Source organism: Rhizobium sp. S152 (genome assembly GCF_030380735.1).
Classification (GTDB): domain Bacteria; phylum Pseudomonadota; class Alphaproteobacteria; order Rhizobiales; family Rhizobiaceae; genus Rhizobium.
Genome location: NZ_JAUDRZ010000003.1, coordinates 235968 through 258911, shown reverse-complemented (window position 1 = coordinate 258911; position 22944 = coordinate 235968). Strand labels below are relative to the sequence as shown.

The 22944-nt window shown below is 62.8% G+C and carries 15 protein-coding genes; 5 read left to right on the top strand and 10 right to left on the bottom strand.

Annotated elements, in window-relative coordinates; translation table 11 throughout:
• Positions 1–42: 42 nt before the first annotated feature.
• Complete coding sequence (locus QTL95_RS05815) at positions 43–2814, bottom strand: glycoside hydrolase family 2 protein (RefSeq protein WP_289719019.1); 2772 nt, start codon at positions 2812–2814, stop codon at positions 43–45.
• A 196-nt stretch (positions 2815–3010) separates the two neighbouring features.
• Here QTL95_RS05815 and QTL95_RS05810 point away from each other — a divergent pair, with 196 nt between their 5' ends.
• Complete coding sequence (locus QTL95_RS05810) at positions 3011–4024, top strand: LacI family DNA-binding transcriptional regulator (RefSeq protein ID WP_289719018.1); 1014 nt, start codon at positions 3011–3013, stop codon at positions 4022–4024.
• A gap of 84 nt (positions 4025–4108) precedes the next feature.
• Positions 4109–7498 (top strand): autotransporter domain-containing protein, encoded by a 3390-nt coding sequence (locus QTL95_RS05805; RefSeq protein WP_289719017.1) that lies wholly within the window; start codon positions 4109–4111, stop codon positions 7496–7498.
• A 115-nt stretch (positions 7499–7613) separates the two neighbouring features.
• Here QTL95_RS05805 and QTL95_RS05800 read toward each other — a convergent pair whose 3' ends face one another.
• The 3 genes from QTL95_RS05800 to QTL95_RS05790 all read right to left on the bottom strand — a co-directional run bounded on the left by QTL95_RS05800 (position 7614) and on the right by QTL95_RS05790 (position 9562).
• Positions 7614–7880, bottom strand: coding sequence for a hypothetical protein (locus QTL95_RS05800; RefSeq protein WP_289719199.1), 267 nt, complete (start codon positions 7878–7880; stop codon positions 7614–7616).
• Between the two features lie 50 nt (positions 7881–7930).
• On the bottom strand, positions 7931–8683 hold the full coding sequence (locus QTL95_RS05795; protein WP_289719198.1) for a DUF2092 domain-containing protein: 753 nt from the start codon (positions 8681–8683) through the stop codon (positions 7931–7933).
• A 93-nt stretch (positions 8684–8776) separates the two neighbouring features.
• A complete protein-coding gene (locus tag QTL95_RS05790) occupies positions 8777–9562 on the bottom strand; it encodes a cysteine rich repeat-containing protein (RefSeq protein WP_289719016.1) in 786 nt (261 codons plus the stop codon).
• 347 nt (positions 9563–9909) lie between these two features.
• Between QTL95_RS05790 and treZ the strand changes: the two genes are divergently transcribed.
• The 3 genes from treZ (at position 9910) to QTL95_RS05775 (ending at position 16288) form a co-directional block, all read left to right on the top strand.
• Positions 9910–11691 carry a malto-oligosyltrehalose trehalohydrolase gene (gene treZ / locus QTL95_RS05785; RefSeq protein ID WP_442981258.1) on the top strand — a complete coding sequence of 594 codons (1782 nt, stop codon included), beginning with the start codon at positions 9910–9912 and terminating at the stop codon, positions 11689–11691.
• On the top strand, positions 11688–14138 hold the full coding sequence (gene treY / locus QTL95_RS05780) for a malto-oligosyltrehalose synthase (RefSeq protein WP_289719197.1): 2451 nt from the start codon (positions 11688–11690) through the stop codon (positions 14136–14138). The genes treZ and treY overlap by 4 nt, the downstream gene beginning before the upstream one ends.
• 188 nt (positions 14139–14326) lie before the next feature.
• On the top strand, positions 14327–16288 hold the full coding sequence (locus tag QTL95_RS05775) for an ABC transporter ATP-binding protein/permease (protein ID WP_289719014.1): 1962 nt from the start codon (positions 14327–14329) through the stop codon (positions 16286–16288).
• A 21-nt stretch (positions 16289–16309) separates the two neighbouring features.
• On the opposite strand, the gene QTL95_RS05770 is transcribed toward QTL95_RS05775, so the two are convergent.
• The 6 genes from QTL95_RS05770 to QTL95_RS05745 form a co-directional block, all read right to left on the bottom strand.
• Complete coding sequence (locus tag QTL95_RS05770) at positions 16310–16705, bottom strand: response regulator (RefSeq protein WP_289719013.1); 396 nt, start codon at positions 16703–16705, stop codon at positions 16310–16312.
• A gap of 165 nt (positions 16706–16870) precedes the next feature.
• Positions 16871–17701, bottom strand: coding sequence for an HpcH/HpaI aldolase/citrate lyase family protein (locus QTL95_RS05765; RefSeq protein ID WP_289719012.1), 831 nt, complete (start codon positions 17699–17701; stop codon positions 16871–16873).
• Positions 17698–18150, bottom strand: coding sequence for a MaoC family dehydratase (locus tag QTL95_RS05760; protein WP_289719011.1), 453 nt, complete (start codon positions 18148–18150; stop codon positions 17698–17700). Before QTL95_RS05760 ends, QTL95_RS05765 begins: the two co-directional genes overlap by 4 nt.
• Entirely contained in the window at positions 18150–20006 is a 1857-nt protein-coding gene (locus QTL95_RS05755; protein ID WP_289719010.1) for an acetyl/propionyl/methylcrotonyl-CoA carboxylase subunit alpha, read from the bottom strand. Before QTL95_RS05755 ends, QTL95_RS05760 begins: the two co-directional genes overlap by 1 nt.
• Positions 20007–20032: 26 nt before the next feature.
• Positions 20033–21628, bottom strand: coding sequence for a carboxyl transferase domain-containing protein (locus QTL95_RS05750; protein ID WP_289719009.1), 1596 nt, complete (start codon positions 21626–21628; stop codon positions 20033–20035).
• Positions 21628–22791: an acyl-CoA dehydrogenase family protein gene (locus tag QTL95_RS05745; protein WP_289719008.1), complete on the bottom strand. Its 1164-nt coding sequence runs from the start codon at positions 22789–22791 to the stop codon at positions 21628–21630. The genes QTL95_RS05750 and QTL95_RS05745 overlap by 1 nt, the downstream gene beginning before the upstream one ends.
• Positions 22792–22944: the final 153 nt, after the last annotated feature.

Genomic DNA, 22944 nt, shown 5'->3' with positions numbered 1-22944 from the left:
GCATCTCCATCATCGCCCTTCGGCGGAACAAGCGGCCTCTCCTCATCCTTTGCTCTGGTTGACGGTAGCGATCATGGCATCGAAAAGGGTCGCCGCCACGGGGTCGGTGCCGGCGGGCGCGTTGGTCAGCCGGAACGTCGTCGCGACGAGCCTGCCCTTCCCGACGCGGCGCTCGGCGATCGTGACCGCCGGCTTGTGGACCCAGCCGATCACCAGCCCGCCGTGAACCGGCCCGGCATATTCGAAGGTGCGGAAACCGGTCATGACGTGGTGCGGGACGACCTTTTCGAAGGACAGATCGAGCAGCGGGCCGCCCGGCAGCGATGCGAAGGCGCCCTCGCGGCGAATCCAGCTGAAGTTCGCGATCCAGTCTCCGCGCCAGAGCGTGCCCTCGCGGGCGATGAGGCCGATTCCGGGCACCTGCTGGTCGATACCAACTGGCATGTCGCGCTCGTCGACGCTCATCGCGCGATAGGGCATTTCACCGGCGGGAATATCCGTGCGCAGGTTGCGATGCGTGGCGACGCTGCCGTCGGCGATGACAAGATAGCGCGCGCCGTGGCGCATCGCCTCGATATCGCTCTCGTCGAGGGCATGGGCCAGGTTGACGTCGGCCGCTTCGGGCTCCGAGACCGGATAGCCGAGCTTTTCGGCGAAGGCGCGAAGTGCCGGATCTCTGGATGCGATCGTCGGCAGGCCGGCCGCGTTGCGTTTGGCGTAAAGCGCGATGTCGAGGACATTGGCGGCAATGCGCCGGCCGCCGGCCGTGACCTCGAACGCGATGCTGAGCGTGCGGTTGCCTGCTGTTTCCGGCATCGTCAGCGGCACGGTGCCGGCGCGCGCTATCGCGTTGGCACCCATGGCCGGAAGCGGGCGTTCGCCATCCTGGCCGTAGCTCCAGCGGATCGTCGCCCCCTCGGGGATGGACGCGCCACCGGTCGCCACCGAGAGATCGACGTCAAGCACGTCACCGGAATAGGCAGACCATGCCTTGGGGCGCGCGACGATGACGATATCCGTGTTGATGCTGGCGAACCGGTCGTGGAAAACGCGCGGGTTGCGGTTGATATCCAGCAGGCCGTTGGCTTCCCAATGGACGTCGGTGAACTCCGTGATGACGTAGCCGACGATCTCGGGATGCGCGCGCATCACCTCGATCTCGTATTTGAGGTTGGCGAACTGGTACCACTGCGCCGCCTCGATGAAGGAGCCGAAATCCTTGAAGACGGTGTCGAGATGCAGCGCCCGGAAACGCTTCTGCACGCCGTGCGGATAGGCGACGCCATCGCCCCAGGTGGCTCCAGTTTCCATCCAGAACGGTTCGGAGCCATCCTCTAGCAGCAGCTTCGACGGGTCCGGCAATCCCCAGACGCCGAACTCGGAGACGATCAGCGGTTCGTCTCCCCGCCACTGAGCATCGCCGAGGCTGGAATATGTCCATTCGGCGCCGGTCGCGAACTGGCTTGTGATGTCGTCCCACTCCTCGCGGCGCTCCGGCACCGAGCGGTAGTAGTGATAGTCGTTGAGATCGGACTTGACGTGGAAGTTCGGGAAGCAGGCGGAATTATCGGTGACGAGGCGGCCGGAATCGCGCGCCTTCAGCCAGTCGAAGGTCTCGACCAGCCAGCGGCGGTGATCCGCATTCTCGACGAGACGCGTGCCCCAATCCTCGTTGATGATCGTCCAGGCGATGATCGACGGATGGTGGCCGTCGCGCCGGATGATCCCCTCCATCGTGTCGCGCATGCGGCGGGCGGAGGCCTCCGTGAACGTCTGGACGTTCGGAATTTCCGTCCAGATCAACAGGCCGAGGCGATCGGCAACGTCGTAGTAGCGCGGATCGGGAACCTTGATGTGAACGCGCAGCGTGTTCAGCCCGAGCGCCTTTGCCTTGCGCGCCTGATCCTCGAGGAATTCGAGCGACGGCGGCGTGCAGATGCCCTCGGGGTAATAATCCTGGTCGAGCGCGGCGCGCATGTAGAGCGGTTCACCGTTCAGGAAAAGCTTTCCGTCCCGCGTCTCGATGGTCCGAAATCCGAAGGTAACCGATGTCGCGTCGACGACTGAACCCGCCGAGACAAGGCTGATATCCGCGCGGTAGAGATTGGGCGTTTCCGGCGACCATGGCTTTACGTTCGGCACGGTGAGGCCGAGAGTTTGCCCCCTGCCCGTCGCGGTCGCCTGCAAGGCGCCATCGGGTCCATGGATCACGACCTGAACCTCGGCATCGCCCGCCGCAGTCGAGAGATCAAGATCGACGCGAACGTTGCCGGAGCCGAGATCGGCATTGATCGTTGCGTGCTTGATATGCATGGCATCGCGCGCCTCGAGCGTCACGGACTGCCAGATGCCGCCGAGCGGCCCGTACCAGCTCTGCTTGCCGTGCGGGATCTCGGCGAAGGGGAAATCCGGATACTTCACCGCATCGGCGCTCGGCAGCGTCACGCTGACCTCGATCTCGTTGTCGGCCTTCAGCACGTCGCGCGGGATTACGAGCGAGAACGGCAGATAGCCGCCTTCATTGGCGCCGATCGACCGACCGTTGACGGAGATTTCGGAGAAATAGTTCACGGCGCCGAAATGCAGCACGATCTCGCGGCCGGCCCATTCGCCGGGAAGCGCGAAACGCCGACGATAAACCGCCGTGCCGAAAGCATCGCGCAGATCGGCGAATTCGGATTGCCAGACGGAAGGAACCGACGTCGTCCGCCATTCGGTCTGGCCTTCGAACCTGAACTGCCAGAGGCCGTCGAGTGTCATTCGCTCGCGCACATCATGCGATGGCGACAAAGCGGGCGTGACATGGGCAGTCATGTAGTCCCTCCCTTGCGCATAATCTTATTAGTAATATTATTAGTTATGCGTATCGGCATTATAACCTAGTGGCAAGCGGAAAATTCCATAGCCCGCATCGCGCCTTGGCCGGTTGTCGGAAAGCAAATTTTCTGTAATTTAATGAAGGAGATGGCCGATCGATGAAGTGGGACCGAGTTTGACCAAGCGTGCAACCATGGTTGACGTTGCACAGCGTGCAGGCGTCTCACAGGCAACGGTATCGCTGGTATTGAACGGGGTCAGCAATCCCCGCGTTTCGGAGGCGACCCGGACGCGGGTGATGGAGGCGGCCGAGGCGCTCGGCTACCGCAAGGGACCTCGCCATCACGTTCCCGAACATCGCCGGCCCGTTATCGGCCTGTTGATCGACGAGGTCAGCACGACCCCCTTCGCCATGCCCTTCATCGAGGGTGCGCGGGACGAAGCCGCGCTGCAGGACGTGCTGATCGCCACCTTCTGCACCCGGCTCGACCCGAAGATAGAGGCGGCCGCCTTCGACCTGCTGCAGGAACTCAACGTCATCGGCATCCTCTACACGACGCTGACGACCCGCCAGATTGTCGCACCCGAGCGGCTAAACGACATCCCGACGGTTCTGGTCAACTGCTACGACAAGCACCGCCGCCATCCTTCCGTCGTCCCCGGCGATGTCGCGGGCGGGCATGCGGCAACCGTGGCGCTGCTAAAAGCCGGGCACCGGCGGATCGCCCACCTCAAGGGCGAGGACTGGATCGACGCCGCCCGCGAGCGCGAAAAGGGATACCGGCAGGCCCTGACCACCTGGGACGTGCCCGTCGACGAGGATCTCATTCTCACCGGCGGCTGGACGGTCAACGGCGGCCGCGAACTGACGTTGCGGCTGCTCGACCGGCCCGACCCGCCGACCGCGATCTTCTGCTTCAACGATCGCATGGCCGTCGGGGCCTACGATGCCATCAAGAGCCGCGGCCTGAAGGTACCGGAGGATATCTCCGTCGTCGGTTTCGACGACGAGGATCTCGCCTCCTATATGGTGCCGCCGCTTTCGACCGTGCTTCTGCCCCATGACGAGATGGCGCGATGGGCAGTGGGTGCCCTGCTCGATCAGAACGAGGGCATCTCCTCCCATCGCACCACGCAGAAGATCAAGATCGAGTGCCCACTGATCGAACGCGGCTCGATCGGCAAGCCGCCTTCAGGCTCTTCGTAAGACTTCGTTAACCAGGGTTCTATAGGAATCGTTAACCGTCCCGCCGATGCATGGCGGGGTGCTCGCTAGCGTCGGCCGATCCTGATGAAACCACTGCTCCCGGCATTCTCGCGCCGTCTCGGCTTGTTTACGGCACTGGCTTCCGCCGTGGTGCCGGCGCATGGCCTTGCGCAATCGGCGTGGTCGGGCGGCGGCGGGGACAACGAATTCAGCAATTCCTCCAACTGGACGCCCTCGGCACCCGGAGCCACAGATATCGCAAACGTCGATAGCGGCTCTCCTCAGGTTACCAACGACGTGACGGTCGGCGAACTGGCTGTGGACGGCGGAAACGTCACGGTGACCAGCACCGGCACGCTGAACACGACCTCTGGCACGACGATCAACTCCGGCAGCTTGAGCATCAATTCCGGCGGGGTGGTGAGCTCTAACGTCGACCTCGACGGCGGCAGCCTCTCGCTCGACGGTCACCTCAATGGCCGGCTGAACCTCAACAACGGCAACGTAACGGTCAACGGAACGCTCGACAGTGCCTCGGTCGGAACGGGGACCGCGCTTTCCAACAACGGATCGACGGGCGACGTCGACGTGTCCACCGGCGCGACATTCGTCAACAACAGCGGCGGCGCCGTCGAGACGGTAACCAATGCCGGCACCACATCCAATGCCGGAACCGTCGGCAGCCTGACCAACACGGCCGGCAATTTCACCAACAACGCAGGCGGCACGGTGACGGGGAAGACGACGGTCATGGGCGGCACCGTCACCAACAATTTCGTCATCACCGACGCCGATGTCGCGGCGGTCGCCGCCTTCGTCAACAACCAGGGCGCCAGCGCGGGCGCGGTCAGGAATTCCGGCACCATTACCAATGCCGGCACGATCGCATCCGTTCAGAACGACGCCGGCTCTTTCACCAACAATACTGATGGCGTCGTCACCGGTGCGACCGTCATCAACGGCGGCGACGTGACGAACAACGCCAGCCTGAATAGCGTCAATGTCGGAACGGGCGGCACGTTCACCAATACCACGGACGCCACGGCCGGGGCAGTGACGAATGCCGGCACGGCATCCAATGCCGGGACCATCGCAAGCCTGACCAACACGGCCGGGACCTTCACCAACAATGCCGGCGGCACGATCACCGGCAAGACGACCGTCGAAGGCGGCACGGTCACCAACAATTTCGTCATCACCGACGCCGATGTCGCGGCGGTCGCCGCCTTCGTCAACAATCAGGGTGCGACCGCCGGAGCGATCCGCAATTCCGGCACGGTCAGCAACGCCGGCACGATCGCCTCCGTTCAGAACGACGCCGGCGCCTTCACCAACAACGCCGGTGGCGTCGTCACCGGCAGCACCAACGTTAACGGCGGTAGCGTAACGAACAATGCCAGCCTCAACGACGTCAACGTCGCGGCCGGCGGCACCTTCACCAATACCACCGGCGCCACCGCAGGCGCCGTCACCAATGCCGGCACCGCATCCAACGCCGGGACCATCGCCAGCCTGACGAATACGGGCGGCGAGTTCACCAACAATACCGATGGGACGATTGCCGGGCAGACCATCATCAAAGGTGGCACGGTCACCAACAATTTCGTCATTACCGATGCGGACGTCGCGGCGGTCGCGGCCTTCGTCAACAACCAGGGCGCCACCGCGGGCGCGATCCGCAATTCAGGCACCGTGACCAATGCCGGCACGATCGCGTCGGTCCAGAACGATGCGGGCACGTTCACCAACAACGCCGGCGGCACGGTGACCGGCACCACCACCGTCAACGGAGGCAGCGTTGTCAACAATGCGACCCTGGCCGATGTCGACGTCGAGGCGGCGGGTACATTCGTCAACAACAGCGGCGCGGTGGCGGGTACCGTCACCAATTCCGGCACCGCCGCGAACGACGGGACGATCGCGGCGCTTGAGAACAACGCCGGCACCTTCTCCAACACCGGGACGATCGCCGGCGCGGCCACGGTTTCGGGCGGCTCGCTGATCAACGACGGCACAATATCCGGAGCCGTCGATGTCGATGACGGCGGGCTTCTGTCGGGCAGCGGCAGTGTCGGCGGCCTCGCCGTCAACGCGGGCGGCATACTGGCGCCGGGGCCTGGTATCGCAACGCTCGGCGTCAATGGCGACGTGACCTTTCGCGCGGGCTCGACCTATCAGGTGGATATCGGCGCCAGCGGCCTTTCCGACAGGGTGGATGCGACGGGTGCCGTTTCGATCGAGGGCGGGACGCTGGCGATCAAGGCGGCCAGCGGGAGCTACGGAACGACCACCAGTTATACGATCCTGACCGCCGGCAGCATCGCGGGGACCTTCGACACTGTGTCGAGCGATTTCGCCTTCCTCTCTCCGACGCTGATCTATGACGCGACATCCATCGGCATGCAGCTCGACCGAAACGACGTGCAGTTCGCCGATATCGCCGACACCGCTAACCGCCGGGCGACCGCGGCCGCCGTCGAGGCACTGGGCTCGGGAAACACCGTCTACGACGCCGTCCTGCCGCTGGATGCCGCCACCGCCAACAACGCCTTTTCGCAATTGAGCGGCGAGGTGCATGCTTCGCTGAAAAGCGCGCTGCTCTGGCAGAGCCGCTTTCCCCGCGACGCCATTCTCGACGAGATTGTCTCCGGCACCGGTCAGCGCGACGACGAGGTGGCGTTCTGGTCCACCGGCTACATGTCGTCCAACGTCTGGTCGGGCAACGGCAATGCCACCGGGATCGATGTGACGACAAACGGTATCGTCTTCGGCGCCGATGCGCCGATCGCCGAGCAATGGCGCATCGGCGGGATAGTCGGCTACGGTCAGAACTCGTTCTCGCAGGCGACCACCGATTCCTACCACGCCGGCCTCTACGCGATGGGCCAGCTCGGTCCGGTGACGCTTGCCGGCGGCGCGATCTACAGCCACAACGAAGCGTCGACCCGGCGCGACATATCGTTCGGAACGTTTGCCGATCGGCTGACGGCCGACTACGCCAGCGCCACCAGCCAGGTGTTCGCGGACATCTCGTGGGCGCTTGAGTTCGATGGCATCAAGCTCCAGCCCTTCGCCAACATCGCCTATGTAAACCTCAACACAGATGCGTTCAGGGAAAGCGGCGGCGATGCTGCTCTTTCGGGTTCCGGCGGCAACGACGCCATCGCGGCGTCCACGGTCGGCATGCGCTGGTCGATGGACTTTCCGGTGAACGACGTGCCGGTCGGCGTCTCGGGGATGCTGGGTTGGCGACACCTGATCGGCAGCGTCGCGCCTTATTCAAGCCTCGCCTTCGCGGGCGGCTCGCCTTTCTTCATAGAGGGTGCCGAGATGCCGCAGGATTCTTTGCTGGCGCAGCTTGGCGTGTCCGTAAAACTCTCGAAGTCAGCCCGCCTGACGCTTGGCTACTCCGGCGAATTCGGCGACGGCTTGCAGTCCAGCGCCGTACAGGTGAACGTGGTCGCACGTTTCTAGAGCAATCCCAGGAAAAGTGCGACGCGGTTTTCCGTCTGGAATTGCGTGAAAACAAAAGGATGGAGCTGTTCCGCGATTCGAAGAAAAGCGGAACGGATCTAGGACTCCAAAGCCCCTATTGCACCACCACGCGCACGTAGACATTGCCGCTCTTGGCGTAGTAGCCGGATCCGCAGCGATAGTAGTAGCCGCCATAATAGGCCCCGTAGACACAGCCTGCCGGCAGCACGGCAACGGTCGTTGTCGTCCCGACGACGGCGCGGCGGGTCGTGCGGCGGGCGACGCCGGCGTAGGAGAGCGGGGTCAGCGGTCGACCAATAACGGCGTGGGCGGGCGTGGCGAGATCGAGCGACCACCCGCCCGGTTGCAGGCGGGCGTCCATGAAGAGGAATGCCGCGGCCAATCCCGCAGCGATCAGGGCCGTGGAATATCTCATTTGCTTTCTCCCGGTTGGCTGGGCACCGGCAGTTCGTCGAGCGACTGCAGTTCACTCAGATCGACTTTCTTGGCGCTGGCCGGGATATCGATCTTGTAAGGCATTGCAGCGACGTCGTTTCCGGTCTTGAAATCGCTGATCTCGAGCGTGTATTGCGGCGCCTGCACGACGTGCTTGCTGGTAATGACGTACCGGCGCGGAACCGGCTTATCGCCGCTTTGTATCCAGATCTCCCAGTCGATCTCCGGCGTCCGAAACGCCAGATATTCGCATTCCACCCCGTCCACATAAGCACTCGAGACATGCTTTGCCGACGTCACATCCGTCATCAGCAGATCGAAGGGATTTTGGGCGAGAAGATCGCTTCCGGGCGCCTCCAATCCTGCGCCGATCAGCCGATCCAGCAGTTCGTCCACCGACCCCTTGGCCTGGACACTCGCATAAGCGTCGAGATTCTTGCCGTGGACGGTCAGCGTCGATCCGTCGAAGCCGACATCGACATCGGCAAAGCCGCCGGTCCTGGTGACGCGCAGCTTGTCCGGGCGCGTCAAGCTCGCCGTGCCGGAGCTGACGAACTGCAGCTTCTCGAAATCCGGCGTGACTGCCTCGATCGAGGATTGATAGCTGAAGGACATCGTCTTTTGCGCTGACAGATAATCCGACATGGCCTTCAGGATACTCTTGGCATCATCGGCCGCAGCAGCATTGGACAATCCCAGGCAGGCGACGAGAAAGCCATAGGCGGCCATGCCGGCGAGCCTTTCAACACAGGAGATCAATGACATGGCAATGCCTTTCCCTTGAGCAATCGATGACGTATCGACCGATATGGCGAAAAACGGTTAGAGGCCGCTGCTCAGAACCTTCTGACATGTTGGCGAAAGCCGCTGGTAATTGTCGCGCAGACAGTTCACGCCCCGGCCGCCGCCGAGCGGCACGGCATGACAAAGCGCGCGGAAGTCCGGTCCGCACGTGCGTCGCACGACAATCAATTCCTCGCGCGGCGTGAAGGACGCCATCGGGGCCGCGGCCGGCGCGCTACTGTTGCCCGCACCCTTGGCCACGCTTCCGCCGCCGGAAGTTCCCGCGCCTCCAAGCGCGCCGATTGCCGATTGACAGGCTGGCGAGAGCGCCGCGCCGTGCTGCTGAAGGCAGGAAAGCGCCTGCGCTCCGCCCGGCGCCACACCTGGGCATTGCGCCATGAAATCGGACCGGCAGGCCGACTTGACCGCATCTCGCTGCGCGGCCGTCGGCTGTGCTGCCGCGGGAGCCGTTGCAGCGGCAGGCGGTTGACTTGCCGGAGCCTGCCCGGATGCCGGATCGTTCGATGTTTTCTTTTGTCCTTCGAGACCGGAGATCGCCGCACGGCAGGCTTTCGACAGCGAGCTGCTGTGCTGCTGCAGGCAATTCAACGCCTCCATGCCGCCGGGCGTTACACCGGAACATTGGGCGATGAAATCCGACCTGCAGGCCGAGCGAACGGCATTGCGCTGCGCATCCGTAGGCTGTTGGGCCTCCGCCGCACCGGCGGCGACAACGAGCGCTGCGAAAAATATCGGCAATCCGGTGGATCTTGAAGAAAACGCCCTGTGAAAGATGACAGCCGAAGCCGCCCAAAACCTCCCCATTGCTCCCTCCCTCGGAGAAACAAGTGAATGCTGTGTCACGGAAACGTGGTGGGCTGAAAAATGACGCCAGCCGAACAGGGCGACCTAATGTGCAACGAATTATCGCCATCCGTTTATATTAGCATATTGCAATGTTTTCTTGAAGTTCTCTGAAAATGCTAGTTTCTCAAGGAATACAACAACCGGTTGGATCGCCGCCAAGCACGCCGCGTCAACCGTTGTTGGAACCTAAACCTCATTTGGGTGTTTCGGATGCGCACTGATGTTCGAGGGATAAACCATGGCTGCGCAAAACCGCCCGTGTTCGACGAACGGGCGAAACCCGTGGACCCGCGTCTCCCATAACAATGCTTAAAGGAGACCCCATGTTTGCATTCGGCCCGAGCGTATCCGATCATGGCGTCGAATTCAGGCTGTGGGCGCCTTCCCAACGTAGCGTATTCTTGCAAATCGACGGCATTCAGCGCGGGCCCATGAGAGCATCGAGCGACGGGTGGCATCACTATACTTCGACTGAAGCCCGCCCCGGATCGCTGTACAGTTTCGTTCTGGACAGTGGGCTGACCGTTCCGGACCCCGCATCAAGATTCCAGCCGGACGATGTTCACGGCCAGAGCGAAGTCATCAACGGGAGTTCTTTCACCTGGAGCGTTCCGGAGTGGCGCGGGCGGCCGTGGGATGAGACGGTTCTCTACGAGCTGCATATCGGCGCCTTCACGCAGCAGGGCACCTTCCTCGCCGCCATCGACCGCCTCGACCACCTTCAGTCCCTCGGCATCACGGCGATCCAGATCATGCCGGTCGCGGATTTCCCCGGAAGACGGGGATGGGGGTACGATGGCGTCTATCCCTATGCACCGGAGAGCAGCTATGGGCGACCAGAGCATCTGAAAAGATTGATCGACGAGGCGCACCTGCGCGGCATCAGTGTGTTCCTCGACGTGGTCTACAATCATTTCGGGCCGGACGGAAATTACATGCCGGGTTATGCGCCGCTGTTTACGGATCGACACGATACACCCTGGGGTCCCGCCGTGAACTTCGACGGGGAGAGCAGTGATCCCATACGGCAGTTCATACTGGAGAACGCCATCTACTGGATCACCGAGTTCCGCTTCGATGGCCTGCGGCTGGATGCGGTTCACGCCATGAAGGACGACGGCGACGACCATATCCTCGATGTGCTGGCCCGCCGTGTCCGCGAGGCGGCAGGCAACAGGCACGTGCACCTGATCGTCGAGAACGAGGAAAACGACAGCGATCTTCTGACACGTGACCAGGAGGGCAGAGCTCATCTGTTCGACGCCCAGTGGAACGACGATATCCACCATGCCCTTCATGTCCTGGCCACCGACGAGACATTTGGATACTACGCGGACTACACGCCGGCGGCGCCCCTCCTCGGAAAGACCTTGGCCGAGGGGTTTGTTTTCCAGGGGCAGCACATGCCCTATCGCGGAAAGGCCCGCGGGAAGCGCAGCGCTGATTTACCACCAACCGCCTTCATCTCGTTCATTCAGAACCACGATCAGATCGGCAACCGCGCCATGGGTGATCGTGTCATCAGTGGGCTGCCCGACCGCGTTATCAGAGCACTCGCTTCAATCTACCTGCTGGCGCCGCAGATCCCGATGCTGTTCATGGGCGAGGAGTGGAATGCCAACCAGCCGTTTCCGTATTTCTGCGACTTCGATGCCGAACTGAACGAAAAGGTCCGACGCGGCAGGCGCGAAGAGCTTTCGAAATTGCCGGGGTTCGATGCAGACGATCTTTTGGACCCAACGGAGGCCGTTGTCTTCGAGTCCGCAAAACTTGACTGGTCGAAACTCGACGGACAGCCTGGCGCGCAACATCTCTCCTTCTATGCAAACCTGCTCGCGCTCAGGCGTCGGCACATTCTTCCGCTGCTGGGGAGTATCGGCTGCGGCTCGTTCGATAGGGAATGCTTGCCACTTGTATCCGTGAGATGGCCGCTGAGCGACGGCAGGTCGCTTCATCTCCTTTGCAATCCCGGCAACGAAGCTTTGGAGGCCCCTGATGAAAGTTTCGATGGCGAGAAAATCCTACACTTGGGAACACCGGGGAGCATGATCGAACCATGGTCGGTGTTCTGGAGCGTCAGCGTATGAATATCCCGACAGCCACCTATCGCCTGCAGCTACGCAACGGCATGAACTTCGAACGCGCCGAAAAGCTGGTCCCTTATCTTCACGACCTCGGTATCAGCCATCTTTATCTTTCTCCGATCATGTCCGCCGTTGCAGGCTCGACACATGGTTATGACGTCACGGACTGCAACCAGATCGACGAAACATTGGGCGGGCGCCGAGGCTTCGATCGCCTCTGCGAGGCGCTTCAGCGCGCCGATCTCGGCCTGATCATCGACATCGTGCCTAATCATATGGCCGCTTCCACGGAGAACGCCTGGTGGGCCGACGTGCTTGCTCATGGTAGCGCCAGCCGGTACGCGCGGCATTTCGACATCGACTGGAGCGAACGCCTGACCCTGCCCATCCTCGGCAAGCCATTCGAGGATGCCATCGCGGATGGGGAGCTTGATGTCCGGATGGACACCAAGACCGGACAGCCAAGCCTCTTTTACTTCGACACGGCTCTCCCTCTCGACCCCAAAAGCACCGGAGCATTGTCGCTGCCGCTCGATGGCGACGGGATCAGGAAACTGCACGACGCGCAGCACTGGCAACTGACATTCTGGAAGACAGCGGCCCGACATCTGAGCTATCGCCGCTTTTTCGAGGTCACGGGCTTGGTGGGCTTGCGCGTCGAAGACGTTGAGGTGTTCGATGATGCCCACCAGCTGGTGTTCGAACTCGTTCGCTCGGGTCAGGTACAGGGCTTGCGCCTCGATCATATCGATGGACTAGCCGATCCCGCGACTTACCTGACGAAACTGCGACATGCGGTCGGCCCGGAGATATTTATCGTCGTCGAGAAAATCCTCGGCCATGGCGAAACGCTTCCAGCCGAATGGCCCGTCGAGGGGACGACCGGTTACGAGTTTATCACGGCGCTATCGAATCTTTTCGTCGATCGCGGTGGATGGGAGGCTATGCGTTCTCTCTACTCTAAGCGAAAGCTTCATCGCGAACAGCACGGAGATGAGCTTCGCGCCGCCAAGGCACTGATGGTCGATGAGAATTTTGCCGGTGAGGTGAACACGCTGGTGAAGCACGTTTTGCGCGCCCGACCCGACTTCGACAAAAAGGATGTTGCCGACACGATCAGGGAGCTGCTCATAGCCTTTCCGGTCTATCGAACCTATGGCGCGGATGGTGTGCTGAACGAGCGGGACAGCAGCATCCTGCAAGGCGCGACGGACATGGCAGCCGATCGAGTTTACTGCAGTAAACCGCTCACCTGGCTGCAGGCAACACTTCAGGATGGATCTCTACCGATGTTGCGCCAGAGGTTCCAGCAATTGAGCGGACCGATCATGGCCAAGGCGGTGGAGGACACATTGTTCTACCGATCCAATGCGATGCTGGCCCTGAATGAAGTCGGCGGCGAGCCGCAAGCCGCGCCCGAAGATGTTCAGGGCTTCCACAGGCTGATGCAGGAACGGCTGAGGACCCAACCTCATGGCTTGTCGGCAACCTCGACGCACGACACGAAACGCGGTGAGGATGCGCGCGCGCGGCTTTACGCGCTGAGCGAAGCGCCTGCGTCGTGGAGTGCCGCCCTTGATCGTTGGACGCAGCTGAACCACCCGTACGTGACCGCGGATGGCGACCGTGTCGTGCCGGATGCGGCACTCGAGTGGATGCTCTATCAGGCGCTCGCAGGCTGCTGGCCTGAAGAGGAAGCGGAGACCGACCTGAGCGACCGCTTCCTTGCCTACGCGGAAAAAGCCGTTCGGGAAGCAAAACTCGGCACCAGCTGGAATGAACCTGACGCCCGCTATGAGGCTGCGGTAAGGGACTACGCGGCCGCCATGACCTCGCCGGAGAACGAGGAATTCCGTCGACACTTCGAAGACGCCATGCAGGCGATCATCGGCGCTGGTCACGTCAATAGCCTCGCGCAGACTTTGATCAAGCTGACCGCTCCGGGGATCCCTGACATCTATCAGGGATCGGAACGGATGGACCTCAGCCTGGTTGATCCGGACAATCGCCAATTGCTTGACTTGAGAATCGCGGCCGAGGCCGACGCCGACGTAACGCTTGGCGGAAGGCAGCAATTCGCGTTGTTGAAGCAACACGTGATACGGCTGGTGCTAGGCATGCGCAAAACGCGCGCACGGCTGTTTTCCCGCGGACACTATCTACCCCTCTTTGCACGGGGCAAGCGAAGCGCGCATGTCGTTGCATTTGCCCGACACGACGATCAAGGCCACTACGCAATAACGGTCGCCGCGAGATTGATGTACGGTCGCCTGGAGGCTGGGACGCTCGAAACCTCACCCGATTTCTGGGAGGACACGGTCATCGACCTTCCCCGCGAATTGTCCGGTGCCAGGTATGAGCTTTTTTCCCATGCCGAGTTGCAGGGCAATGAGATCAACCTCTCCGCACATCTGGCTTCCTTACCGATCGCTCTTTTCGTATCTCGGTAAGATCACGCGGTGAAGCGTATGGTGTACGCGCTGATCGATGCGATGCAAGGCGCGTAATTCGTTTCGACTATCACTGCTATTTCAGATATTTAAAGCATCCCGTCAGCACCTGCCCATTGCGGCTTTCAACGCAAGGCATTGGCGTTTGCCGCCGTGAAACTTTCTGAGTTCACTGACGTTATGCCGGTATGAGGGATGTCGATACCAGTGCGAAATCGCCGGACGGCAGGCAACCGGATGGCGCTGCGGATACAGCCGAAGACAAGGTCCCGGCCGCCGAGCCAGTTCCTCCGCCGGAGCCTGTCGAACCGCAAACCGACATGACGCCCGAGGAATTCGAGCGAGCGCGCAAGGCCTATCTTCTCAAGCGGTTCTGGATCAGCGCCCGCGGCTACTGGGCACGGCATGGCGACACGCTGGCATGGCCGCTTTCGATCGGGCTGCTGGTGATGATCGGCCTCAATGTCGGCTTCCAATACGGCATCAATGTCTGGAACCGCGGTCTGTTCGATGCGATCGAGCGACGCGATGCTCCGACCGTCTATTTCTTCGGCGCGCTCTTTCCGCCGCTCGTTCTCGGCAGCGTCGCGCTCGTCACGATCCAGGTCTACATGCGCATGAAGATGCAGCGGCGTTGGCGCTCCTGGCTCACCAAGGCGCTGATCGGCCGATGGCTTGCCAATGGCCGTTATTACCAGCTCAACCTGATCGACGGCGACCATAGGAACCCCGAGGCGCGTCTCTCCGAGGATATGCGGATCGCCACCGAATCTCCCGTCGATTTCGTGGCCGGCGTGATCGCGGCCTTCGTATCGGCATCCACGTTCATCGTTGTGCTGTGGATGATCGGCGGCGCCCTTTCGCTTCCCATCGGCGGCACTGTCATCACGATACCGGGCTTTCTCGTCGTTACCGCCGTGCTTTACGCGGTAATAACCTCGAGCTCGATCGCCTTCATCGGGCGCCACTTCGTCCAGGTCTCGGAGGTGAAGAACCAGGTGGAGGCGGAGTTTCGTTATACGCTGACGCGTGTGCGGGAGAACGGCGAGAGCATCGCGCTTCTCGGCGGCGAAGAGGAAGAGCGCAACGATCTCGACAAGACCTTCGGCAACGTGCTGCACCAGTGGGCGCTGCTTGCGCGCCAGTATATGCGCACGACCATCGTCTCGCATGGATCGCTGCTGATCGCGCCGGTCGTCCCCGTGCTGCTCTGCGCTCCAAAATTCCTCGATGGCAGTATGAGCTTGGGACAGGTGATGCAGGCGGCATCAGCCTTCACCATCGTGCAGAGCGCGTTCGGCTGGCTGGTCGACAATTATCCGCGCCTCGCCGACTGGAACGCCTGCGCGCGCCGCGTCGCATCGCTGATGATGTCGATCGACGGACTGGAGCGGGCCGAGCAAAGCGATACGCTCGGGCGCATCAAGCGCGGCAAGCCGAAGGGCGCGGCGATCCTCAACCTCAACGACCTCTCGGTGTCGCTGGGCGATGGAACGGCTCTGGTCAAGGAAACGCAGGTGGAGATCGAACCGGGCGAACGCGTGCTGGTCGCCGGCGAGTCCGGTTCGGGCAAGAGCACACTGGTGCGAGCCATTGCCGGGCTTTGGCCCTGGGGCGAAGGCAGCGTCGACTTCGATCCCGACATGCGGCTGTTCATGCTGCCGCAACGGCCATACATCCCCTCGGGCACGCTTCGCCGTGCCGTTGCCTATCCACGAGATGCCGGCGATTGGACGATCGAGGAGATAGGCGCCGCCCTTGAAAAGGTCGGTCTCGGCCATCTCAAGGAGAAGATCGAGGAAGATGCGCCGTGGGATCAGACGTTATCGGGCGGCGAAAAACAGCGCCTCGCCTTCGCGCGACTTCTCTTGCATGTCCCTGATATCATCGTGCTCGACGAAGCAACCTCGGCGCTTGACGAGAAGAGCCAGGACCATCTGATGGCAATGCTGATCGAAGACCTTCCGAAGGCCACCATCATCAGCGTCGGGCATCGCGCCGAGCTGGAGGCGTTCCACAGCCGCAAGATCACGCTGGAACGCCGCGAAGGAGGCGCGCGGCTGGTCAGCGACGTCGATCTCGTTCCGCGCAAGAAGAAGCGCAACGTCATTTCACGCATCGTCAAGCACCGGCACAGGTCGCGGAGTTGATCGCGGCCAGCATGCCGCCGCTTAGCTCGCGGCACGCGCTATTGCTCTATCGCCCTGCTCGATCACGTCATTCACCACGCGCAATGCGTGAGCTTCGCTATAAGGCTTGGGCACGAAGAGCGCGCGTTCCGGCAGCGCCTTCGGATCGATCGCTCGGCCCGACGTCACGACGATCCCGATACTGGCGCTGACGCTCGCCACCATTCTTGCGAGGTCGATGCCATCAAGTCCGCCCGGCATATCGACGTCGGTGAAGATCGCGTCGATATCGGATCTCAGGCCAAGGACACCCACCGCCTCCAGCACCGAACCGGCCTCGATGACCGCGTAACCGGCATCCTCGAGTATATCAGCGAGAGAGAGACGGATGAACGGTTCATCCTCGACGACAAGTACAATGCGGGCTGGCCTTTTCATTGGCGTTCCTCTTGACGTTGCAGGAGTAGAACGCAGCCGCCGCCGGATCGATCATATCGGTCCGGCGGGAATTCGAATCATATTTAATAAAATGCAAACAATCCTGGCTGCCGAGGGATGACGGCAGTGACCGACGCAGCGCTTGCCGCCGCCATTTCGTTCCGCCTATTTCGAAGCTTCGATAATCCGGCGTGCCTGCCGCAGATGCGGGGCATCGATCATCCGGCCATCCAGTTGCAGGACGCCTGCATCGGGGTTAACAGAGAAGGCGTCGATGATCGCCACCGCGCGCGCAATTTCGTCCGCAGCCGGCGTGAAAGCTGCGTTAATCACAGGCACCTGCGAGGGATGGATGGCCATCATCCCGGTGAAGCCGTCGCGGCGCGCCCGTTGCGCGTAGCGCTGCATGCCTTCAGAATCGCGAAAATCGGGATAGACGGTGTCGACCACGGCCGCGCCGATCGCATGACCGGCGAACAGGGTGAGCGAGCGGACGACCTCATAAGGGCTGGTATAGCTGCCATCCTCGTTGCGGGCGGTAGTGGCGCCGATGGCGGCCGGCAGGTCCTCCGCGCCCCAGGTGAGCCCGAGGAGAAGATCGCGTGCAGCAACGTAGCTGCCGAGCTGGAAGATGGCCGACGGCGTCTCGGTGGCGATCGGCAGGATCGGCACGCCGGGCGCCAAGGCCGCCAGCGCCTCGACGCTGGCGCTGCCTTCCGCCTTGGGCAGGACCAGCGCGTCGGGACGCGCATCGAGAACCGCTGCGAGATCGTCTTCTAGCAAGCCGCTATCCAGTGCGTTGATGCGGACGAAGAGCCTAGCGCGCCGCTCCGCCGACCGCAGAAAGGAGGCGACGGCTTTTCTGGCCTCGGGTTTCCGTGCCGGCGCCACGGAGTCTTCCAGATCGAGGATCAGGGCATCGGCGGAAAGGCCGAGCGCCTTTTCCATCCGGTCCGGCCGGTCGCCGGGAACGAAGAGCAGCGAGCGCAACCTCATACGGGTCTCCTCAGGATCAGCACCGTGCGCAGGCACCGGCAAACCACCTCGTTTCGCTGGTTGATCAGTTCGTGCTGAAAGGTGACGATGCCGGCGGCGGGCCGCGACCGGCTCTCCCTGAGATCGACGACCTCGGTTTCGGCGCGCATCGTATCGCCGATGAAGACCGGCTTCGGCATCACCATCTTGTCGTAACCCAGATTGGCGACCAGCGTGCCCAACGTCGTATCGCCGACAGACAGGCCCACCATCAGCGCGAAAGTGAAGGTGCCGTTGACGAGTATCTGCCCGAATTCGCTGGCCCTTGCCGCTTCCGCATCGATGTGCAACGGCTGCGGATTATGCGTCATGGCGGAAAACAGGAGATTGTCGGTCTCGGTGACCGTGCGCCGGATTTCATGGGAAATCCTATCGCCGATCGACCAGTCCTCGAAGTGACGCCCGGCCATCACGTATCTCCTTCCAGCCGCATGAGAAGGCTGCCCTCGACGATCTGCGCGCCTTCTTTTGCCTTCAACTCCGAAACGACGCCGTCGAATGGCGCGCTCAGCGTCTGCTCCATCTTCATAGCCTCGATGACGGCAAGCGCCTGCCCTCTCTTGACCCTGTCCCCCTCCGCGACCGTGACCGCGATTACCCTGCCGGGCATCGGCGCGATGATGGCCCCATCGGAATCCCCGGCGCCCGCGCCTGCATGTCCGGCGCGGGGCAGCCCGTAGCTCCACGCCTCCCCATCGATGAAGAGAACGCCTGGCGCTGTCGTGACCGGCTGGCCGCCGTCCTCGATCTCGACCCGATAAGGCCGGTCGCCGACCTCGACGCCGACTTCGCGGTACGCGGGCGCGTTCATCCTGAAGCCCGTTGCCGCCCTCCAGATATCCCCTGCCGGCTCCGGTAGCACCGCCCGGGCGGCGGCCTGCAGCACTCGGCTGCCAGGCTCGGTCGGCGGGATCAGATCGGACGCGTGCCGCTCGATGAAGCCGGTATCGACCTCGCCTTCGAGAAAATCGGGATGAACAAGCGTTCGCTTGAGGAAGGCAGCATTCGTTCGAACGGGCCAGATCTCGACACCAGCAGCCGCCCGCGCCAATCGCCGCGCCGCGTCCCATCGCGTGGCGCCGTGGCTGATCAGCTTGGCGATCATCGGATCGTAATGCGGGCTCACCTCGTCGCCCTCCTCGACGCCGCTGTCGACCCTGATGCCCTCGGGGAACCGGAGATGGGCGAGCGTTCCAGTCGACGGCAGGAAGCCGGTGGAAGGGTTCTCGGCGTAGAGCCGGGCCTCCATCGCCCAGCCGTCGATCGATAGCTGCTCCTGCCGCAGCGGCAGCGGCTCGCCCGACGCGACCCTTATCTGCCATTCGACCAGATCCTGGCCGGTGATCGCTTCGGTGACGGGATGCTCGACCTGCAGCCGTGTGTTCATTTCCATGAACCAGATGCGGTCGGGCCTAAGTCCCCGCGAGGCGTCGGCGATGAACTCGATCGTTCCCGCGCCGACATAGTCTACCGCCCGCGCAGCCTTGACCGCAGCCTCGCAGACCACCTCGCGCGTCCGCGTATCCATGCCCGGCGCCGGCGCTTCCTCGATGACCTTCTGATGGCGCCGCTGCAGCGAGCAATCGCGCTCGAACAGATGGACGACATTGCCGTGCTTATCGCCGAAGACCTGAACCTCGATGTGCCTCGGGGAGCGGACGTACTTTTCGAGAAGGACGCGGTCGTCACCAAAGGCCGCAGCGGCTTCGCGCCGGCAGCTGGCGAGCGCCGCCGCAAACTCGTCCGCCCGCTCGACCCGGCGCATGCCCTTGCCGCCACCGCCCGCCACGGCCTTGATGAGGACGGGATAGCCGATCGCGTCCGCCTCCCGCTTCAGCCGTTGGTCGGCCTGATCCTCGCCGAGGTAGCCCGGCGCAACCGGAACGCCGGCCGCCATCATCCGCTGCTTGGCCGCATCCTTGAGCCCCATGGTGCGGATCGCCGCCGCCGGTGCGCCGACCCAGATCAGGCCGGAAGCGATGACGGCATCGGCGAACTCGGCATTCTCCGAGAGAAAGCCGTAACCCGGATGGATCGCCCGGGCGCCTGTCCTGATCGCCGCCTCGATGACCCGGTCCTGCATGTTATAGCTGTCCCTCGCGGCTGCCGGGCCGATGCAGACCGCCTCATCGGCCTCGCGCACGAAGGGCATCCGGCCGTCGACATCGGAATGGACGGCGATCGTGCGGATGCCGAGCCGTCGCGCCGTTCTCATGATCCGTCTTGCGATCTCGCCGCGATTGGCGATCAGCAGGCTTTCTATCACGATCTCTCCTCTCCCTGCTTCGACGGCTACATGCGAAACAGGCCGAACTGGGCCTGCTGCGGTATCGGCGCGTTGAGCGTCGAGGCGAATGCCAGGCCGAGCACATCGCGCGTCTGGGCGGGATCGATGACGCCGTCGTCCCATAGTCGCGCGGTGGCATAATAGGGGTTGCCCTCGTCCTCGTATTTCTGCCGGATCGGCGCCTTGAAAGCCTCCGTCTCCTCCGGGCTCCAGCGCTCGGCATCCCGGTGCACGGTTGCCAGCACGGATGCGGCCTGCTCACCGCCCATGACGGAGATGCGCGCATTCGGCCAGGTGAACAGGAAGCGCGGCTGATAGGCGCGGCCGCACATGCCATAATTGCCGGCGCCGAAGCTACCGCCGATCAGCACCGTTATCTTCGGGACCGATGCCGTTGCCACAGCGGTCACCAGTTTCGCGCCGTTCTTGGCGATCCCCTCGGCTTCATACTTCCCGCCGACCATGAAGCCGGAGATGTTCTGAAGGAAGAGCAGCGGGATGCGCCGCTGGCAGGCGAGCTCGATGAAATGGGCGCCCTTCAGCGCGCTCTCGGAAAACAGCACGCCGTTGTTGGCGAGAATGGCGACGGGGATGCCCCAGATGCGGGCGAAGCCGCAGACCAGCGTGGTGCCGTAGAGCGCCTTGAACTCCTGCAATTCCGAGCCGTCGACGATGCGGGCAATGACCTCGCGAACGTCATAGGGCGTGCGGACGTCGCGCGGGATAATGCCGTAGAGCTCCTGCGGATCGAGCTTCGGCGGCTGCGGCTCGACCACGTCGATATCGACGCGCTTCGGACGATTGAGCGTGGCGACGATATCGCGAACAATGAGCAGCGCATGCTCGTCGTTTTCCGCGACGTGATCGACGACGCCGGACTTGCGACCGTGGGTGTCGGCGCCGCCGAGTTCCTCGGCCGAGATGATCTCCCCCGTCGCCGCCTTCACGAGCGGTGGGCCGGCCAGGAAGATCGTTCCCTGATTGCGGACGATGACGGTTTCGTCCGACATCGCCGGAACATATGCGCCGCCTGCCGTGCAGCTTCCCATGACGCAGGCGATCTGGGCGATGCCCGCCGCCGACATCTGCGCCTGGTTGTAGAAGATGCGCCCGAAATGATCGCGGTCGGGAAACACCTCCGCCTGATGCGGCAGGTTGGCGCCGCCGGAATCCACCAGATAGATGCAGGCCAGCCGGTTCTCCCACGCGATCTCCTGCGCCCGCAGGTGCTTCTTTACCGTCATCGGGAAATAGGCGCCGCCCTTCACGGTCGGGTCGTGCGCGACGATCATGCATTCGGCGCCGCAGATCCGCCCGATGCCCGCGATCATGCCCGCGCCGGGCGCCTCGTCGTCATACATGCCGTTAGCGGCGAGCTGTCCGATCTCGAGGAATGGCGAGCCGGGATCGAGAAGGCGCTGGACGCGGTCGCGGGGAAGAAGCTTGCCGCGCGTGACATGGCGCTCGCGATGCTTCTCGGAGCCACCACGAGCGGCAGCCGCCACCCGCGATCGAAGCTCTTCGACCAGCGCCTGATTGTGGGCCCGGTTGGTTGCGAAATTGTCGGAGGCGCGGTCGAGCATCGTCTGCAGCTCAGCCATTAGCCTCTCCCTTCGCCGCCGATGACCTCGCGGCCGATCAGCATGCGGCGTATTTCATTGGTGCCGGCGCCGATGTCGAGAAGCTTGGCGTCCCGCCAGTACCGCTCGACCGGCCAATCCCGGGTATATCCCGCGCCACCCAGCGCCTGCACCGCCTGCTCGGCCACTCGCACGGCACTTTCCGACGCGTAAAGGATTGCGCCCGCCGCATCATGCCGCGTCGTCCTGCCGGCATCGCAGGCTTTCGCCACCGCATAGACATAGGCGCGGGCTGAATTCAGCGCAACCACCATGTCCGCGACCTTCGCCTGCATCAGCTGGAAGCTTCCTATCGGCGTTCCGAACTGCTTGCGCTCCCGGACATAGGGAAGCACGACGTCCAGACAGGCCTGCATGATGCCGAGCTGGATGCCCGACAGCACGACCCGCTCGTAATCGAGCCCGGACATCAACACCTTGGCGCCACCATCCAGCGGGCCCATGATGTTCTCTTCAGGAACATGACAGTCATCGAAAACCAGTTCGGCCGTCGGTGATCCCCGCATGCCGACCTTGTCGATCTTCTGACCGATGGAGAAACCCTTGAAGTCCTTCTCGACAAGAAAGGCGGTGATCCCCCGCGAGCCGCCATCGGGCACGGTCTTGGCGTAGACCACAAGCGTATCGGCATAGGGCGCATTGGTGATCCAGAACTTGGTTCCGTTGAGGCGATAGCCGCCGCTCACCTTATCGGCGCGCAGCCGCATGGACACCACGTCCGAGCCCGCCCCCGCCTCCGACATGGCGAGGCTTCCGACATGCGCGCCCGCTATCAGCGCGGGAAGGTAACGCTGTTTCTGTTCGGGAGATCCCCAGCGGGCGATCTGGTTGATGCAGAGATTGGAGTGAGCGCCGTAGGACAGACCGACAGATGCGGAGGCGCGGCTGATTTCTTCGCAGGCGACGACATGTTCGATATAGCCCAGCCCCAGCCCGCCATCGGCCTCGGCGACGGTCACGCCATGCAGACCGAGCGACCCCAGTTCCGGCCAGAGCTCGATCGGAAACCGATCCTCCCGATCGATCCCTGATGCAAGCGGGGCAATGCGATCAGTCGCAAAGCGATGCGTCGTCTCGCGGATCGTCTCCGCCATTTCGGAAAGCCCGAAATCCAACTCCAGCATGTCGCCAGTCCTCCCAGACTGAATTCATGCTACCGCGATAGAGGATATTAGTAAAATCGGTCGTGGCGCACAGACCCCGGCCACGCACAAGCTCTTAAAACCTGTCGACTGGATTGCGAAAGGTTTGAGTTGACCGCTCCGCGTGGGAAGGCG

Bases quoted from the DNA above. Each gene is read 5' to 3' on its own strand.
- QTL95_RS05815 (WP_289719019.1), bottom strand. From the start codon at position 2,814: ATGACTGCCCATGTCACGCCCGCTTTGTCGCCATCGCATGATGTGCGC.
- QTL95_RS05810 (WP_289719018.1), top strand. From the start codon at position 3,011: ATGGTTGACGTTGCACAGCGTGCAGGCGTCTCACAGGCAACGGTATCG.
- QTL95_RS05805 (WP_289719017.1), top strand. From the start codon at position 4,109: ATGAAACCACTGCTCCCGGCATTCTCGCGCCGTCTCGGCTTGTTTACG.
- QTL95_RS05800 (WP_289719199.1), bottom strand. From the start codon at position 7,880: ATGGACGCCCGCCTGCAACCGGGCGGGTGGTCGCTCGATCTCGCCACG.
- QTL95_RS05795 (WP_289719198.1), bottom strand. From the start codon at position 8,683: ATGGCCGCCTATGGCTTTCTCGTCGCCTGCCTGGGATTGTCCAATGCT.
- QTL95_RS05790 (WP_289719016.1), bottom strand. From the start codon at position 9,562: ATGGGGAGGTTTTGGGCGGCTTCGGCTGTCATCTTTCACAGGGCGTTT.
- treZ (WP_442981258.1), top strand. From the start codon at position 9,910: ATGCTTAAAGGAGACCCCATGTTTGCATTCGGCCCGAGCGTATCCGAT.
- treY (WP_289719197.1), top strand. From the start codon at position 11,688: ATGAATATCCCGACAGCCACCTATCGCCTGCAGCTACGCAACGGCATG.
- QTL95_RS05775 (WP_289719014.1), top strand. From the start codon at position 14,327: ATGAGGGATGTCGATACCAGTGCGAAATCGCCGGACGGCAGGCAACCG.
- QTL95_RS05770 (WP_289719013.1), bottom strand. From the start codon at position 16,705: ATGAAAAGGCCAGCCCGCATTGTACTTGTCGTCGAGGATGAACCGTTC.
- QTL95_RS05765 (WP_289719012.1), bottom strand. From the start codon at position 17,701: ATGAGGTTGCGCTCGCTGCTCTTCGTTCCCGGCGACCGGCCGGACCGG.
- QTL95_RS05760 (WP_289719011.1), bottom strand. From the start codon at position 18,150: ATGGCCGGGCGTCACTTCGAGGACTGGTCGATCGGCGATAGGATTTCC.
- QTL95_RS05750 (WP_289719009.1), bottom strand. From the start codon at position 21,628: ATGGCTGAGCTGCAGACGATGCTCGACCGCGCCTCCGACAATTTCGCA.
- QTL95_RS05745 (WP_289719008.1), bottom strand. From the start codon at position 22,791: ATGCTGGAGTTGGATTTCGGGCTTTCCGAAATGGCGGAGACGATCCGC.